The following is a 15,540-nucleotide window of genomic DNA, read 5'->3' as shown; positions in this document are numbered from 1 at the left end:
ATCCTTTCGTTGGAATGGAAGGAAGCATTATGGGACAAGTTCGTCATGGCAGCGCCACGACCACGCACGCCGTCAGAGTAGCAATACGGAGATCGCAAGCTTCGATCGCGGAGTTGAGCAGGGAACCGGGGATCAACCCCGAGACTGTCGCGAAATGGCGCAAGCGACAGACCGTCGAGGACCAGAAGACCGGCCCGAAAGAGCCGCACTCAACCGTTCTCAGCGAAGAAGAGGAGGTGATGGTTGTAGCATTCCGGTGGCACACCCTGCTGCCACTGGACGATTGCCTCTATGCTTTGCGGCCCTCAATCCCACATCTGACGCGTTCTTCACTGCATCGCTGCCTTCAGCGACATGGGATATCCCGTTTGCCAGACGTCGAAGGCGACAAACCCAAGCGACAGAAGTTCAAGCGATACCCTATCGGTTACTTCCATATCGACATTGCCGAAGTCAGGACTGAGGAAGGTAAGCTCTATCTGTTTGTTGCCATTGACAGAACCAGTAAGTTTGCGGTCGCGCAGCTGGTCGAGAAAGCCAATCGCAAGACGGCCTAGCAGTTCCTGGAGCACCTACTGGAGGAGGTGCCCTACAAGATTCACACGATCCTGACAGACAACGGCATCCAGTTCGCCGAGCAGCCACGCAATCGGAACAGCGTGACACTCCGCAAGATTCGATTTGATCTGATCTGCAAGACCAATGACATCGAGCATCGGCTGACCAAGCCAAATCATCCCTAGACCAGCGGCCAAGTTGAAAGGATGAAACGTACGATCAAGGACGCGACGGTCAAGCGATACCACTACGCAAGCCATGATCAGCTTCGAAGAAGCCTCGCAGACTTCCTCGATGCCTACAACTTCGCACTCCGGCTCAAGACGGTGATCGGTCTCACCCCCTACGAATACATCTGCAGAATCTGGACACCAGAGCCAGATCGATTCCTCCTAAATCCGATCCACCACACGCCGAGACTGAACACCCAGAGCCGGGATCTTCATCAAGCCTGCGTGTTGCGTGTCGGCTCGATCACCGAACGCTGCACCGACGAGTTATTAAACTTTTTCGCGAATCCTTTTTCTTAGAAATGCGAAGAAGGACTGCAGCATGATTACAATAGCACGTGGCCACGACCTCTGGAGGTTTCCAAGTAGCGCGGACAAAATGTTTGAAGATAGGCGAATACAGTTTAAAGAAAGAAATAAGTGGAATGTTCATATCGACTCTGATGGATATGAAGTAGATCAGTACGACCGACTTAACCCAGTCTATATCATCATACATTCCTCGGAGAACCCACATTGTGGATCAATGCGGATACTTCCGCTTGGGAAGGGAACAATGTTGATGGATTACTTTTCTGAAACAGTAAAAGGGTACAGCTTTAAAGATAAAAAAATATGGGAGTGCACACGCTTCTGTGTTTCTAAGGGGCAAGGGAGATCAGTAGCTTTAAAGCTCTTTGCATCTGGATCTGCCTTTCTTTCCTATACTGGGTTCTCAAACTTCATTGCAATTTTTGATAAAAAAATGCTTAGATTCTATAGGGCTATTGGTATATCACCAAAAATTATCGGTGTATATAGTTACCTTGGAGAAGAAGTCTACTCTGGCCTGTTCAACTGTAACCAAGAAAGATATAAAAAGTTTCTCATTTCTGGAAATATTGAGTCTAGTACAATCACGGGTGCAATTTCTCGCTTCCATGAAAGGGAAACGTATATCTATCCAAAGGCAGCCTAGGTGTTCAGTTCCGGCGTGTGGTGGATCGGATTTAAGATGGATCATGTCGGCACCATTGCCAGAAGCGCTTCGGACGCGGTTTTAGCGATTGATTGAAGAAGGGTTAAGTGGGCGTGCGGCGGCGTTGCGCTTGAAGCTCTCACCGGCTACAGGTGCGCGGTGGAAAGTTCCGGTCCGCCGGACCGGAACTGCTCGCGCCGCACCGCAGGGCCGCCCCAAGGGCAAAGGAAAACTCGATCCACACCGGATGTTCCTTGCGGAAGTCATTGTGCAGGATGGTGACATCACGATGCCGGAACTGGCATCTGCCCTGCATGACGCGACCGGCCTGCGCGCGCACCCGAATGCGATCGGCAAGTTCCTTCGCAAGCTCGGCTATACGCATAAAAAAGTCGCTGGTGGCCGCCGAGCGCCGCCAAACCAAGGTAAGGCGGCAACGGGAAGACTGGTTCAGGCACCGTGTGCCGGCGGTGTCAGGGCAGCCCGAGCGCGTTGTCTTTATACACGCTCGTGACATTGCATTCGCAATGCACTGCCGGCAGTGCATGAAACGTCCGTAAAGACAAACCTGACCGGGTTCAGAGGATGGGCACCGCGCGGAGATCGTCTGGTCATGGATGCGCCGTTCGGGTCGGTGCGCGTACCTTCAACCGCATGTTCGAGGCCATCGCACAAGTTTGCGACCTCTACTCGCCACAAGAATGCTGGAACTACTTCAGAACTGCTGGATATGTCTCAGGTTAAAGGCGGGAAGCTTTAGAGTCGGCGTGTGACTGCACTGTTTCCCAAACTTGGACCGCCGGGAGTTAGGTTTTTCCGACTGCCTCATGATGACGGGCTGGTGCCGCCATCGGGATAAGGCATGTCGATCGGGACGTTATATCCGATCGTGATGCGGTGCGATTGTCCTTGACGGGGAAAATCTGCAGTTCAAAATTATGTACTTACCTTGGTTGCCTCCGTGCTGAGTAGGAAGTGGCCATCCAAGACCCGGTCCCGTCTTGTTCAGGCACCCAGCCCGAGCCGAGCCAGCAGCGCCTCGTCGGTCTGCACGAAGGCCGTCAGTTTCGCCCGGGCGGCGTCGGTGTCCAGCAGGGCCATGAGCCGTGGCCAGCGGGCTTCGCCGCGGGGCTGGTCGCCGGTATTGACGAAGCGGTCGGTCACCGAGATCGCCAGGCCGTAGCGCGCGGCGATGTCCTGCTCCAGCGCGCCGAGGTCCTCGGTGCTGTAGACCCGGTCGAGATCGGCGGCGATATGCGTCCTGGCGGTCTCCAGCAGGGCCTGCGGCGCGGTCTCGCGGGTCCGGGCCCAGGCCCGCATCCGGCGCGCGGCGAAATAGCGAGCGTAGAAATTGTCGTAATGGTCGTGCACGAAGACCTGCCAGGGCCGATCGCCGCCGCAGAAATACTCTTCCGCCGAAACCGTGGAGATCCGCTTCATCCCGGCCCTGTGGGGTTTTTCCAGCTCCTCGGGGGTTTGCGCGCGCGCCTCTTTCAGCAGGTAGAAATAGAACGACGCGATGCGCTCGCGGGGGCTGCGCAGCACCGAGAAGGTGAAGCGGTGCGCCGGCAAGCTGTCGAGGGCCGTCCAGTCCAGATGCCCGGAATAGACACTGTATCCGGGGGGCAGCTGTGCAGCCTCGGTCTCGACCTGGGTATGGACGCGGACGGGCGAGACCGCCTCCGCCCCCGCAATCCGGGTCAGTTCGGCATGGATGGTCTGTCCGGCGGTCTTGGGAATGTGCAGGAACACGATGGGCGCGTCTGGGCCCAGGGTCCGCGCGCCGGAGGGACGCAAGGCCGTGGTCACGGCGTGGTTTCCTTGAGGTCGACCACCGTGGGTTCGAAAACTGGCGCGTCCTTCATGCCGAAGACGCCACTGACGAAGGCCTGCGCGTTGGACGGGTCGAGATGGTCGAGCTGCCAGGGCGCATAGCGCCACCATTTGCAGCGCAGCATCGGGGTGATGAGTTCGGCCGGAAGGCGCATGCGCTTGATCACCGCCGGGTTGCCGGCCACCACCGCATAGGGAGGCACGTCCTTGGCCACCACCGCATGGGCGGCCACGATGGCGCCGTCGCCGATGGTCACGCCGGCGGCGATATAGGCCCCGTGACCGATCCAGACATCGTTGCCGATCCTGGTGATCTGCGCCCGGGTGGGCGGGCCGTCGAAGTCGAACTTGTAGCCGTGATAGCCCTGTGCCCCTTCGAACCCGTCTTCGAGAGCGAACAGACGGTCCCCGAGATAGAAGGCCGGGCTGGTGGAGGCCCAGGTCAGCGGGTGGTTCTGGCGCCCGATCTGCACCTCTTCCCCGAAGGAGCAATAGCGCCCGATCCGGGCGGCGAAGCAATAGCCCGACACCTGGTAGGAAAACGCGCCCAGGTGGAGGGAATGCTCGTACTGGGTCCATTTCAGGCTGGCCGGGGCTTCGATCCGTGTGTTGAGGGGCAGCGTGATGGTCTGTGCGTTCCCCCGGGGCAGCACCTCCACGCCGGAGTTCTTCAATTGCCTGGTCCCAACTGTAACCGTACTCATGCGTGACCTTGTCTGCGCGCCTGTCGGGGTCTGGGCGCGGCGCTCGGGATGGGGCCGGGTCCGCAGGACGCCGGGACGAAACGGGATTCAACAGAAGCCCGAGACTGCTATAGCCCTGCGTTCGACGACTTGCCAGTCTCCGGGTCGGCCTCTGCGGGGCTTTGCCGGGGAGCTGCGGACCTGCAGCATCCGGGCGCGGGTGCCAAATTGTGTTTCCCGGGGGGCTGGGCCATAACGGGCACGATCCCGTCCGCGAGTGTCGTGCATGTCCGCCCCCCCTCCGCCCTCTCCGCCGCTTGCCCCGTCCGGCCCATCCGGGGAGGGGACGTTGCGGCCCGTGACCCGGCGCTCCTTTGCCACCTTCCGTACGATCGGGGCGCTGGTGCTGCGCGAGATGTCCACGACCTATGGCCGCTCGGCGGGCGGGTATCTCTGGGCCATCCTGGAACCAGCGGCCGGTATCGCCCTTATGACCCTGATCTTCTCGCTCGGCTTCCGGTCGCCGCCCCTGGGAACGAACTTCCCCATCTTCTATGCCACGGGACTCGTGCCGTTCCTGATGTACCTGGATGTCAGCGGGAAGGTGTCTGTTTCGGTACTGTTCTCCAAGCAACTGCTGGCCTATCCGGCCGTGACATACGTGGATGCGATCCTGGCGCGGTTCATCCTGAACACCCTGACCCAGCTGATGGTGGGCTACGTGATCTTCACCGGGATCCTGCTGGCCTTCGACACGCGCACCACCCTGGAGCTGGACAAGATCGCCCTGGGCTTCGCCATGACCGCGGCGCTGGCGCTGGGGGTTGGGACGCTGAACTGCTTCTTGACGTCCATGTTCCCGATCTGGCAGCGGATCTGGTCGATCGCGAACCGGCCGCTCTTCATCCTGTCGTGCATCTTCTTCACATTCGAAAGCGTGCCCCAGCCGTTCCGGGATTACCTGTGGTATGTCCCAACCGTGCATCTGACCGGCACGTTCCGCGCGGCCTTCTACCCGGGATACGAAGCGGCCTATGTGTCTGCGATCTATGTCTTCGGGCTGAGCGGGGTGATGATGGCCGTGGGGCTGGTGTTCCTGCGGCGCTATCACCGGGACATTCTCGATGCGTGACGCGCGCGCCTCGGCCCCGGGGGCGGTCCCTGTCCTGCCCCTTTCCACCGGCGCTGCACTGCCCCATGTGCGCATCCTCATGGGCACCTGGGAGGGGGGCGCCCATCTGCGCGCGCAGCTCGACAGTTTCGCGGATCAGACCCATGGCGATTGGTCTCTCTGGGTCTCCGATGACGGCTCGCGCGATGACACCCGCGCGGTGCTCGCGGGTTTCGCAGCGGACCATTCGACCCGCGAGATCCGGCTCTTCGACGGGCCCCGGGCGGGGGCGGCGGCGAATTACCTGAGCCTGTTGTCGCGGCCCGAGCTGCCCCGGGACGGGGCGGTGATCGCGCTGTCGGACCAGGACGATGTGTGGATGCCCGACCGGCTGGCCCAGGCGCTGGCCCACCTGGCGCGCCATCCGGACGACCGGCCCGTGCTCTATGCCGCCAACACGGTGCTGACCGACCGGGCCCTGCGCCCGATCCGGCAGATCGCGCCGCGCGGGGAGGCGCCGGGCTTCGAGAATGCGCTGGTCCAGAACATCGTGGCGGGCAATACCGTGGCGCTGAACCCGGCGGCCGCGGCCGTGGCGCGGGGGGCGATCCCACCCGGGCCGGTGCCCTATCACGACTGGTGGCTTTACCTGCTGATCACCGGGGCGGGCGGGATCGTAGCCTATGACCGGGGCCAGCGGCTCTGGTACCGCCAGCACGAGGGCAATGTGCTGGGTGCCCATCGCGGGGCGCGGGCGGGGCTGCGCCGGGTCCGGCTGATGCTGGACGGCACCTATGGCGGTTGGCTGCGCGACAACCTGGCCGCCCTGGAGGCGGTGGCGGCCCACCTGACCCCGGAGCATGCCGCCCAGGTCGCCCGGCTGCGGGCTGATGCGGGGCGCGGCGGCTGGACGCGCTGGCGCAGCCTCAAGGCCGCGGGCATCCATCGCAAGAGCTGGTTGGGCACCCTGGCCCTGGCTGGCCTCGCCATCGCGGGACGGATTTGACGGGCCGGGGCCGAAATGGACCGGGCCTGTCCCCTCTCGGCCCCAATCTGCCTGAAAAACGCCCTGCTTGGGTGATAAACGCTGGCGGAATTTGAGGGAACCGGGGCAAAAGTTCCGGATAACGGATCCCCTGGTCGCCGCCGGAGCAGGTCGGTGCTACGACATGGACAGACAGGATTGAAGGCAACATGATTACCCCGGTTATACTTTGTGGCGGGTCGGGCACCCGGCTCTGGCCGCTCTCGCGCAAGAGCTATCCCAAGCAGTTCGTCCCCCTTGCAGGCGTCCAGGAGACCCTGTTCCAGGCCTCGGCCACCCGGCTCAAGGGGCCGGGCATCGGGTTGCCGCTGGTGGTCACGGGCCCCGACTTCCGCTTCATCGCCACCGACCAGCTCGCGGAGATGGGGGTCGAGCAGGCGACGGTTCTGATCGAGCCGGCCGCGCGTAACACCGCGCCTGCGATTCTTGCCGCGGCCCTCTGGGTTGAGGCGCGGGATCCCGACGCGCTGATGCTGGTAATGCCGTCCGACCATGTGATCCCGGATGCCGCGGCCTTCGCCGCCACCGTCGCCCGGGCCGAGCCCGAGGCCCGGGCGGGCCGCCTAGTCACCTTCGGGATCGTGCCGGAACGGGCCGAGACCGGCTATGGCTGGCTGGAGCTTTCCGAGACACCGACCGAGGCGCCGCAACCGCTCAAGCGGTTCGTGGAAAAGCCCGACGCGGCCACCGCCGAGGCGATGCTGGAAGCGGGCACCTACCTGTGGAACGCGGGGATCTTCCTGTTTTCCGTGGCCGCCCTGCGCGCGGCGTTCGAGGCCCATCAACCGGACATGCTGGCGGCGGTCAGCGCCTCGGTCGCCGGGGCGCGTCAGGATCTGAGCTTCCATCGCCTGGACCCGGCCCCCTGGGCCGAGGCGGCGGATATCTCGATCGACTACGCGATCATGGAGCGGGCCGACAACCTGTCTGTGGTGCCCTATCACGGCCATTGGTCGGACCTTGGCGGCTGGGACGCGGTCTGGCGCGAAGCGGGCCCCGATGAGGACGGGGTGGTGACCACCGGACCGGCCTCGGCGCTTGATTGCGAGAACACGCTGCTCCATGCCACCGCCGAGGGCCAGGAGGTGGTCGGGCTGGGGCTCAGGGATACGCTGGTCGTGGCCATGCCCGACGCGGTGCTGGTGGCCGATGCGTCCCGGGCGCAGGAAGTGCGGGCCGCGGTCGAGACCCTGAAGATCAAGGGCGCCGCCCAGGCCGAGACCTTCCCCCGCGATCACCGGCCCTGGGGCTGGTTCGAAACCCTGGCCCTGGGCGACCGGTTCCAGGTCAAGCGGATCGTGGTCAAACCGGGCGCGGCGCTCAGCCTGCAATCCCATGTCCACCGCTCCGAACACTGGATCGTGGTGGCCGGGACGGCGAAAGTGACCGTGGACGACACGACCCGGCTGATCAGCGAGAACCAGTCCGTCTACATCCCCCTAGGCGCGGTGCACCGGATGGATAACCCGGGCAAGGTGCCCATGGTTCTGATCGAGGTGCAGACCGGGGCCTATCTGGGCGAGGACGACATCATCCGCTACGAGGATGTCTATGCCCGCGACAGTGATGATTAGGTCCCGACCAAGGCACAGCCCATGACCCTGCCACCCTCCGAGGTCGTCCCCAAGGCGTCCCATGCCCCGGACAGAGCCCCGAAAACGGACGGCTCCGACGGCCCGGAACTGACCGTGATCGTGGTCAGTTACAACACCCGGGATCTGACGCTGGCGGCGCTGCGCACGCTCTACGCAGAAACTTGCCAGACCGCGTTCCGCACGGTGGTGTTCGACAATGCCTCCGAGGACGGCTCGGTTGCGGCGATCGCCGCGGAATTTCCCCAAGTGGAGCTGATCGCCTCGCAGGACAATGTGGGCTTTGCCAAGGCCAACAACCTGGTCGCGGCTGAGGCCCGCACCGAGTGGATCCTGCTGCTCAATCCCGACACCGAGGTCCAGAACGGCGCCGTGGACAGGCTCATGGCCTTCGCCAAGGCGCATCCGGAAAACGGCATCTATGGCGGGCGCACGGTGTTTCCCGACGGATCACTCAACATCGCTTCCTGCTGGCAGCGGATCACACCCTGGAGCCTGGTCTGTTCCACCTTCGGGCTGACGGCCCTGTTCCCGAAGACCGAACTCTTCCACCCCGAGGCCATGGGCGGCTGGCAACGCGACAGCGTGCGAGAGGTCGATATCGTGGTGGGCTGCTTCATGCTGATGAAACGGTCCCTGTGGGAAGATCTCGGCGGGTTCGACCTGCGGTATTTCATGTATGGCGAAGAGGCCGACCTGTGCCTGCGTGCCGCTGCTAAAGGCTGGCAGCCCATCGTTACGCCCGACGCGCAGATCATGCATATCGTTGGTGCGGCCTCGAAAAGCCAAGGGGGCAAGAAGGTGCTTCTGGCCCGGGCACGCGCGACGTTGATCCGCGACCACTGGCCCGCGGCGCTGGTACCCTTGGGGCTCGGGCTGATGTGGCTCTGGGCGGGACTGCGTGCCGGAGTGCTGTCGGTGCTGGGCCCGCTCACCGGCAGGCGCGTCGCACAAGAGGCTTGGCAAATGGTCTGGCGGGCGCGCAAAATCTGGATGAAGGGATACTGATTGCCGATGTCCGAGACTGATCCGCACCCCCGCAAGAAGAGCCTCTCCTACCCCGCCCGCGTACTGCGCGGGATCGGTGCGATGCTGGACCCCCGGGCCTGGGCCCATGCGGTGCGGCTGGTGAATTATTATAACTACAGTCACGTTATCCCCCGCCGGTCCCTGCGGCTCGGCCGCGATGTCCGGCTCAGCCCGAACGCGGCCTTCTCCAACCCCGAGCGGATCGAGATCGGCGACCGGGTGTCGATCGGGGCCCATTGCACGCTCTGGGCGGGCCCCGGCACGGGGCGAATCGAGATCGGAGCGGACGCGCTCTTTGGTCCGGAGGTCTTCGTGACGGCGGCGGGCTACAGGTTCAACGAGGGGAGCCCGGTCACCGCGCAGGCGATGGACGAGGCGGATGTGGTGATCGGGCGCGATGTCTGGCTCGGTGCGCGCGCCATGGTGATGCCCGGCGCCCGGATTGGCGACGGCGCGATCATCGGCGCTGGCGCCCTGGTGCGTGGCGAAATCCCCGCAGGCGCTATCGCCGTAGGCGTGCCCGCTAGGGTAGTGGGCCAGCGCGCGGCGGACCCCTGAAATCATGGCGCAATTCCGCAGTTTTTTGAGGATCGGTTGCGATTTTAGAAACGATTTACGGTGTTCTCTACGCGAAATGGCACTTTGCCCCATGCAAAAGCGACCGTCATGGCAATGTCACATCTTACTGGCCCCGCGCAACGCTTGGCGCAGCATCCATACCGCCCGGCTGCCGCGGAGCCGTAGAAGCGTGACCGCACCGCGGCGTTTTTCCACCGCACTTAGTGCATCATGGTGCAGAACCTTCGGCAGATGCGCCGGCCCCGAGACCAATACCGCACCAGCACGCAGCGCCCAGCTAGCGCGCGCGGGCAAATTGGTGCCGTGGGTCGCAAAGCCTTCTTCGGTCAGGCGCAGCCATTTCTTGCGCAGAGCCGGCCAGTCCTGCCGGGTCGGATGGGCCACCGCCAGCGCATCCTCGTAGACCAGCGGCGCGCCCGTGGCCACGGCCCGGCGACACCAGTCGAGGTCTTCAGACAGGGCGTTGATGAAGGGTCCCGTGCGGTCGAACACCGTGCGGCTCGTGAGCAGGTTGGCGGTAACCGAGAAGCCTTTTCCCTCGACGTAGGTCTTCTGGTGGAAGGCAAAGACCGTCTCGAAGGCCTCAGGGCCCGAGCGCGGGGGCGGGGTTTCGTCGAACACATCGACCCGGCCGCCGACCACCCGGTCCCGCCCGGCCAGACTCAGAGCGGTGGTGAGCCAGTCCGGCCCTGGCACACAATCGGCATCTAGAAACAGCAGATCCGGCGCCGTGGTCTCGGCCACGCCCCTATTGCGCGCGAAGGCCGCGCCCTTCCCCGGCTCATGGATCAGCCGCGCCCCGGGAAAGCGGCCCTGCAACAGGGCCTCGATCGGGCCCAGATCTTCGGTCGAGCCGTTATCGACCACTATTAACTCCACCGCCTCGGTCATCTGTGGCGCAAGCGCGCCGAGACATGTCGCCAGCCGAGCTGTGTCGTTGTAATGGGGGATGATGAGCGCGATTCGCGCCATGATCCGCTCTCAGGCCCGTTCCGTCGCATGGGTGTCGACGAACCAGCGGTACATCTCCGTCAACCCGTCGCGCAGCTCGATCTTCGGCTTCCAGCCCAAGGCCGCGAGCCGGGAATTGTCCATCAGCTTGCGCGGGGTGCCGTCGGGCTTGGTTTCATCCCATACCAGCGCCCCTTCAAATCCGACCACGTCGCGGATGGTTTCGGCCAGCGCCCGGATCGTGACCTCCTGGCCGGAGCCGGCATTGATCATGCCGCCCTCGGTATAGGTGTTCATCAAGAAGACGCAGGCATCGCCCAGATCGTCGGCATAGATGAACTCGCGCAGCGGGCTGCCCGTGCCCCAACAGGTCACCTCCGAGGCGCCGACCGTCTTCGCCTCGTGAAAGCGCCGCATCAGGCCCGCGGCCACATGGCTGCCCAGGGGGTCGAAATTGTCCCCCACCCCGTAGACATTGCAGGGCATGATCGTGAAAGCATCGAAGCCGAACTGCCGGCGATAGGCGTCGCACATCTCCTTTCCGGCGATCTTGGCCACCGCATAGGCGGAGTTGGTCGGCTCCAGCGCCCCGGTCAGCAGGCTGTCCTCGGAGATAGGTTGGGGTGCGAATTTCGGATAGATGCAACTGGATCCGAGGAAGGCGAATTTCTGCACCCCCGCCCGGTAGGCGGCGTCGATCACATGGGTCTGGATCAGCAGGTTCTCGCGGATGAAATCCCCGCCTTCGGTGTCATTGGCCAGGATCCCGCCCACCTTGGCGGCGGCCAGGAACACATGATCGGGGCGCTCGGCTTCGAAGAAGGCCCGCACCGTGGCCCCGTCCAGCAGGTCGAGCTCGGCCCGGGTACGGGTGAGCTGGTTGGTGTAGCCCTGCGCGGTGAGCGCTCGGCAGATGGCACTGCCCACCATGCCGCGATGGCCAGCCACGTAGATCCGATCTGAAATATCCATGATGAAAGGCCTTCTGCTGCACTGCGGGGTCCGGTATCTGTGTACTCTGTGCCCGACACGCCGCAACCCCTCCAGTGCGCGGTCGTCCGAGGCCCATAGCCGTTGCCCTGTGTTGGAGATTTCTTCATCTTTTCAGGCAATCTGTTTCTTTGTTGCGATCGGCGAAACACTGTGCCGAGCCGTGATTGTATTTTGGAGAGTGTTTTCCATGACCGAGCTTGCCAGCGGACCTGGCCTTTTCCTGCGCCGCGCCTGGCGCAACCTGAACCGCCGTGTCAGCCGTGTCTGGCTGGACATGCGCGGTCCCCGTATCGAACATGACATGATCCGCCTGGGCTCGGAGGGGAACGGCTGGTATGCGCCGTCGGATCTGCCCGAGGGGGCGCTGTGCTACTGCATCGGGGTGGGACTGGATGCCAGTTTCGATTTCGAACTGGCCGCCCGCGGGGCGGAGGTCCATGCCTTCGATCCGACACCGCTGGCCATCGACTACATGGCCCGGAAAAACGAGGATCGGGTGACCTTCCACCCCTGGGGAGTGCTGGACAGCGATTCCAGCATGCGGCTCTATTTTCCCATGAACACGGCCCACGGCTCCCATTTCGCCGAGGATCTGCATGGCACGGGGCAGTATCACGAGGTGCCATGCTACCGGATGTCCACGATCCTGGATCGGCTCGGCCACCGGGATCGCCAGATCCACCTGGTGAAGATGGATATCGAGGGCAGCTGGTTTGCCGCCCTGCAGGACATGATGGCCTCGGGGATCTACCCGACCTTCCTGGAAGTGGAGTATGACAGCCCCGCGCCGGTATGGCGGGTTTCGAAGGTCGCCCGCCTGCTGGAGTCCCACGGCTATGCCCTGATCCTGCGGGACGCGGACAATGCTATCTACAAGCGAGTCCCGAGCTAAGAAATATCCCTAGTTTCGCCCCTTAATTACTGCAAGCCGGATGTAAGCGAAACCTGAGGACCCTTGCGACAGAAATTTGGAGACCCGCAAGTGAGACAGCCAGTTGCTTTTGTATGGACACCGACATGAAACTCGGAAGGCATCATCTCAATCAGCGGACCTTGCGCAAGATGCGCCGGGATCTGAGACACCGGATAGTGGGTCTCCCATGGATGAACGTCTCGAAGGAGCACTGCATTTTGGCATCATGGCCAAGATCCGGCAACACATGGCTGCGGCACATCCTGTTCTTCTATTTTTACCAGAGCGATCAGGTCGATATGACCAAGCTCGATCAGTATATGCCTCTTATAGACAGTGTTGATCTCAAAACACATTTGGCGGCTCCGAACCCGGCCCCCTACCGCTTCATCAAGTCTCACGAACTTGGTGTGCCCTATTTTCTGAACGGTCGGATCATTCTGATTGTCCGGGATGGGCGAGACGCCACGTACTCATGGCACCACTACATGCAGTCGGTGCACGGGTTGAAGTCGGATTTTCCAACTTTTCTCGGGGCATGTCTGCGCGACCGCTACCGATACAAGTCCTGGCATACCAACCTGGCAAGCTGGCTGGATCTGGAGGCCGGGGATGCAATGCTGATCTTGCGTTACGAGGATACGCTTACCGAGCCCGACAAGGCTTTGCGCCGTATTCTCGCCTTTCTGAAGCTTCCCGTGGACGAAGAGCGTTTGCAATATGCCTTGGAGAAAAGCTCTCGCGATGCGGTGTCCAAGAGCTTTCAGACCATGAAAAATACCAATAACGTAGTTGGCTTCTCAGGCACAGCGGGAGGCCCTACGAAGGAACGCTGGCGCAGCACGTTCACCAAGGCACAGAATGATACTTTCGTGGCTCAAGCGGGTGCGCTTCTGAGTCAGTTTGGCTATCCGCTGGAATGAGGACAGATCCGCGCAAGGATGTGGTGGTTGCATAGAGGAGACGATTTTGAAACGGGCATTGATCACAGGCGTGACCGGGCAGGACGGGGCCTATCTGTCAGAACTTCTTCTGGCCAAGGGCTATGACGTGCACGGGATCAAGCGACGCTCGTCGTCGTTCAATTCCGCGCGGATCGACCATCTTTATCAGGATCCCCACGAGGCGGACCGCCGCTTCACCATGCATTACGGCGACATGACTGACAGCACGAACCTGATCAGGGTCGTGCAGGAGGTGCAACCGGACGAGATCTACAACCTCGCGGCCCAGTCCCATGTGCAGGTCAGCTTCGACACCCCCGAATACACCGCCAACGCGGACGCGGTGGGCACTCTGCGCCTGCTGGAAGCCCTCCGCATCCTGGGGATGGAGAAGACCACCCGGTTCTACCAAGCCTCCACCTCGGAATTGTACGGCCTGGTCCAGGAAGTCCCCCAGAGCGAAACCACCCCCTTCTATCCGCGATCTCCCTATGCGGCGGCCAAGCTCTATGCCTACTGGATCACGGTGAACTACCGCGAAGCCTACGGCATCCACGCCTCCAACGGGATCCTGTTCAACCATGAAAGCCCCCTGCGCGGGGAGACCTTCGTGACCCGCAAGATCACCCGGGCGGTGGCGGCGATCCACCTGGGTCGGCAGGATCGGTTCTATCTGGGCAATCTCGACGCCAAGCGCGACTGGGGCCATGCCCGTGACTACGTGGAAGGAATGTGGCGCATCGTGCAGCAGGACAAGGCGGAGGATTACGTGCTGGCCACGGGCGAGACCCATACGGTGCGCTCCTTCGTGGACGCCGCTTTCGCAGAGATCGGCGTGACCCTGGAGTGGCGCGGCGCGGGCGTGGACGAGAAAGGCTACGACACCGCCGACGGCACCCTGCGGGTCGAGGTCGATCCGCGCTATTTCCGCCCCACAGAGGTGGATCTGCTGATCGGGGATCCCTCCAAGGCCCATCGGGAACTGGGCTGGCGGCATACGACCACCCTGGCGGAGATGGTCTCGGAAATGGTGGCCAGCGACATCAAGGTGATCGCCGAGGAAGGTGAGCGCCGTGAGCGCCATGACTAACCCCGACGCACCCACCGCCGGGGCGGACAGCTCCGGCAAGGTGCTGCTGATCAAGGCCAAAGGCGGCCTGGGCAACCGGATGCTCTCGGCAGTCACCGGGCTGATCTATGCGGATCTCGCCGGGCGGCGCCCGGTGATCGACTGGCGCGACGGGGTCTATGCGCCCCGGGGGGAGAATGCTTATCCACTGCTGTTCCAGAGCCCGGACATGCCCGACCCGGCGCTTTTCGACGACCGCACGGATGGAGTGACACCGGCGATCTGGGCGGGGCGGCTTGACGAGTTTCCCGTCACCATGGTGGATGGGGACCATAGCGGCCCCCTGGTTTACCGAAAATCCTGCGTGGACCTGTCGCGGCTCGACCACGATGCGGCGCTCGCGGTGTTCTGGTCCTACGTGTCCAAGCTGCCCCGCCTGAGAGGTCACATGGCGCGCGACCCGCGGTTCCGCGGGCGCAGCGCCCGGGACATCATGGCCGACTACCTGACCCGCTATTTCAGCCCAAACCCCCGGGTCGAAGCGGCCGTGGCCGCCGCTCTCGGCCCCCTGGCCCGCCCGGTGATCGGCGCGCATCTGCGCTACACCGACATGGCCGGGCCCCTGGAGGCCGTGAAGCAGAGCCTCGCGGCCCTGCGCACTCAGATGCCGGAGGCCCCGATCTTCCTGGCCACCGACAGCGCCCGGGCCCAGGATGATATCCGCGCAACCTTCGGGGATGTGCATATCACCGAGAAGTACCTGCCCAAGGACGGCCGACACCTGCACGGCGCGCAGGCAGACGGCATCGACCCGGTCCTGGAAGCGGAGAACGCGATGATCGACATGTGGGCGCTGGCCCGCTGCGATCACCTTGTCTATTCAAAGAACTCGACCTTTTCCGGGACCTCCGCGATCATCGGTGGGCTGTCCGGGGACCGTCTGGTCAATGTAGATCGTTTCAACCCCAAGATCGTGATAAAACGATTCCTGCAGGATTATCTCTGAACCGCGCCAAATGGATGCCGATCCGACGGGGTGCGCGGACCCCACC

15 protein-coding genes and 1 pseudogene are annotated in these 15,540 nt (G+C 62.9%); 11 read left to right on the top strand and 5 right to left on the bottom strand.

The window, feature by feature from the left end:
- Positions 1-29: 29 nt before the first annotated feature.
- Both DSHI_RS22120 and DSHI_RS22115 read left to right on the top strand, forming a co-directional pair.
- Positions 30-983 (top strand): annotated as a pseudogene (locus tag DSHI_RS22120) (IS481 family transposase); the annotation flags it as partial.
- A 127-nt stretch (positions 984-1,110) separates the two neighbouring features.
- Positions 1,111-1,746, top strand: a complete 636-nt coding sequence (locus DSHI_RS22115) for an acyl-homoserine-lactone synthase (RefSeq protein WP_012187430.1) — start codon at positions 1,111-1,113, stop codon at positions 1,744-1,746.
- A 139-nt stretch (positions 1,747-1,885) separates the two neighbouring features.
- On the opposite strand, the gene DSHI_RS22475 is transcribed toward DSHI_RS22115, so the two are convergent.
- The 3 genes from DSHI_RS22475 to DSHI_RS20825 all read right to left on the bottom strand — a co-directional run bounded on the left by DSHI_RS22475 (position 1,886) and on the right by DSHI_RS20825 (position 4,283).
- Entirely contained in the window at positions 1,886-2,131 is a 246-nt protein-coding gene (locus DSHI_RS22475) for a hypothetical protein (RefSeq protein ID WP_157865461.1), read from the bottom strand.
- Positions 2,132-2,751: 620 nt separating this feature from the next.
- Positions 2,752-3,555 (bottom strand): sulfotransferase family 2 domain-containing protein, encoded by an 804-nt coding sequence (locus tag DSHI_RS20830; RefSeq protein WP_012187429.1) that lies wholly within the window; start codon positions 3,553-3,555, stop codon positions 2,752-2,754.
- Positions 3,552-4,283, bottom strand: coding sequence for a CatB-related O-acetyltransferase (locus DSHI_RS20825; RefSeq protein WP_012187428.1), 732 nt, complete (start codon positions 4,281-4,283; stop codon positions 3,552-3,554). The genes DSHI_RS20830 and DSHI_RS20825 overlap by 4 nt, the downstream gene beginning before the upstream one ends.
- Positions 4,284-4,620: 337 nt before the next feature.
- Between DSHI_RS20825 and DSHI_RS20820 the strand changes: the two genes are divergently transcribed.
- The 5 genes from DSHI_RS20820 to DSHI_RS20800 all read left to right on the top strand — a co-directional run bounded on the left by DSHI_RS20820 (position 4,621) and on the right by DSHI_RS20800 (position 9,597).
- Entirely contained in the window at positions 4,621-5,394 is a 774-nt protein-coding gene (locus tag DSHI_RS20820) for an ABC transporter permease (RefSeq protein WP_249994561.1), read from the top strand.
- Entirely contained in the window at positions 5,387-6,379 is a 993-nt protein-coding gene (locus tag DSHI_RS20815; RefSeq protein ID WP_012187426.1) for a glycosyltransferase, read from the top strand. The genes DSHI_RS20820 and DSHI_RS20815 overlap by 8 nt, the downstream gene beginning before the upstream one ends.
- Positions 6,380-6,567: 188 nt before the next feature.
- The gene (locus DSHI_RS20810) at positions 6,568-7,992 is read left to right on the top strand and encodes a mannose-1-phosphate guanylyltransferase/mannose-6-phosphate isomerase (protein WP_012187425.1); all 1,425 of its coding nucleotides are present in this window, start codon (positions 6,568-6,570) and stop codon (positions 7,990-7,992) included.
- Between the two features lie 21 nt (positions 7,993-8,013).
- Positions 8,014-9,018, top strand: a complete 1,005-nt coding sequence (locus DSHI_RS20805) for a glycosyltransferase family 2 protein (protein ID WP_012187424.1) — start codon at positions 8,014-8,016, stop codon at positions 9,016-9,018.
- 6 nt (positions 9,019-9,024) lie between these two features.
- Complete coding sequence (locus DSHI_RS20800) at positions 9,025-9,597, top strand: acyltransferase (protein WP_012187423.1); 573 nt, start codon at positions 9,025-9,027, stop codon at positions 9,595-9,597.
- Positions 9,598-9,714: 117 nt separating this feature from the next.
- On the opposite strand, the gene DSHI_RS20795 is transcribed toward DSHI_RS20800, so the two are convergent.
- Positions 9,715-10,590: a glycosyltransferase family 2 protein gene (locus DSHI_RS20795; protein WP_012187422.1), complete on the bottom strand. Its 876-nt coding sequence runs from the start codon at positions 10,588-10,590 to the stop codon at positions 9,715-9,717.
- A 9-nt stretch (positions 10,591-10,599) separates the two neighbouring features.
- Complete coding sequence (locus tag DSHI_RS20790; RefSeq protein WP_012187421.1) at positions 10,600-11,541, bottom strand: GDP-L-fucose synthase family protein; 942 nt, start codon at positions 11,539-11,541, stop codon at positions 10,600-10,602.
- Between the two features lie 208 nt (positions 11,542-11,749).
- Here DSHI_RS20790 and DSHI_RS20785 point away from each other — a divergent pair, with 208 nt between their 5' ends.
- The 4 genes from DSHI_RS20785 to DSHI_RS20770 all read left to right on the top strand — a co-directional run bounded on the left by DSHI_RS20785 (position 11,750) and on the right by DSHI_RS20770 (position 15,494).
- Entirely contained in the window at positions 11,750-12,454 is a 705-nt protein-coding gene (locus DSHI_RS20785; protein ID WP_012187420.1) for an FkbM family methyltransferase, read from the top strand.
- 125 nt (positions 12,455-12,579) lie between these two features.
- Entirely contained in the window at positions 12,580-13,398 is an 819-nt protein-coding gene (locus DSHI_RS20780; RefSeq protein ID WP_157865460.1) for a sulfotransferase domain-containing protein, read from the top strand.
- 43 nt (positions 13,399-13,441) lie between these two features.
- On the top strand, positions 13,442-14,509 hold the full coding sequence (gene gmd, locus DSHI_RS20775; RefSeq protein ID WP_044029572.1) for a GDP-mannose 4,6-dehydratase: 1,068 nt from the start codon (positions 13,442-13,444) through the stop codon (positions 14,507-14,509).
- On the top strand, positions 14,502-15,494 hold the full coding sequence (locus DSHI_RS20770) for a NodZ family protein (protein ID WP_012187417.1): 993 nt from the start codon (positions 14,502-14,504) through the stop codon (positions 15,492-15,494). Before gmd ends, DSHI_RS20770 begins: the two co-directional genes overlap by 8 nt.
- Positions 15,495-15,540: the final 46 nt, after the last annotated feature.

Source organism: Dinoroseobacter shibae DFL 12 = DSM 16493, assembly GCF_000018145.1.
GTDB classification, from domain to species: Bacteria; Pseudomonadota; Alphaproteobacteria; order Rhodobacterales; family Rhodobacteraceae; genus Dinoroseobacter; species Dinoroseobacter shibae.
This window is presented reverse-complemented; position numbering and strand designations above follow the sequence as displayed.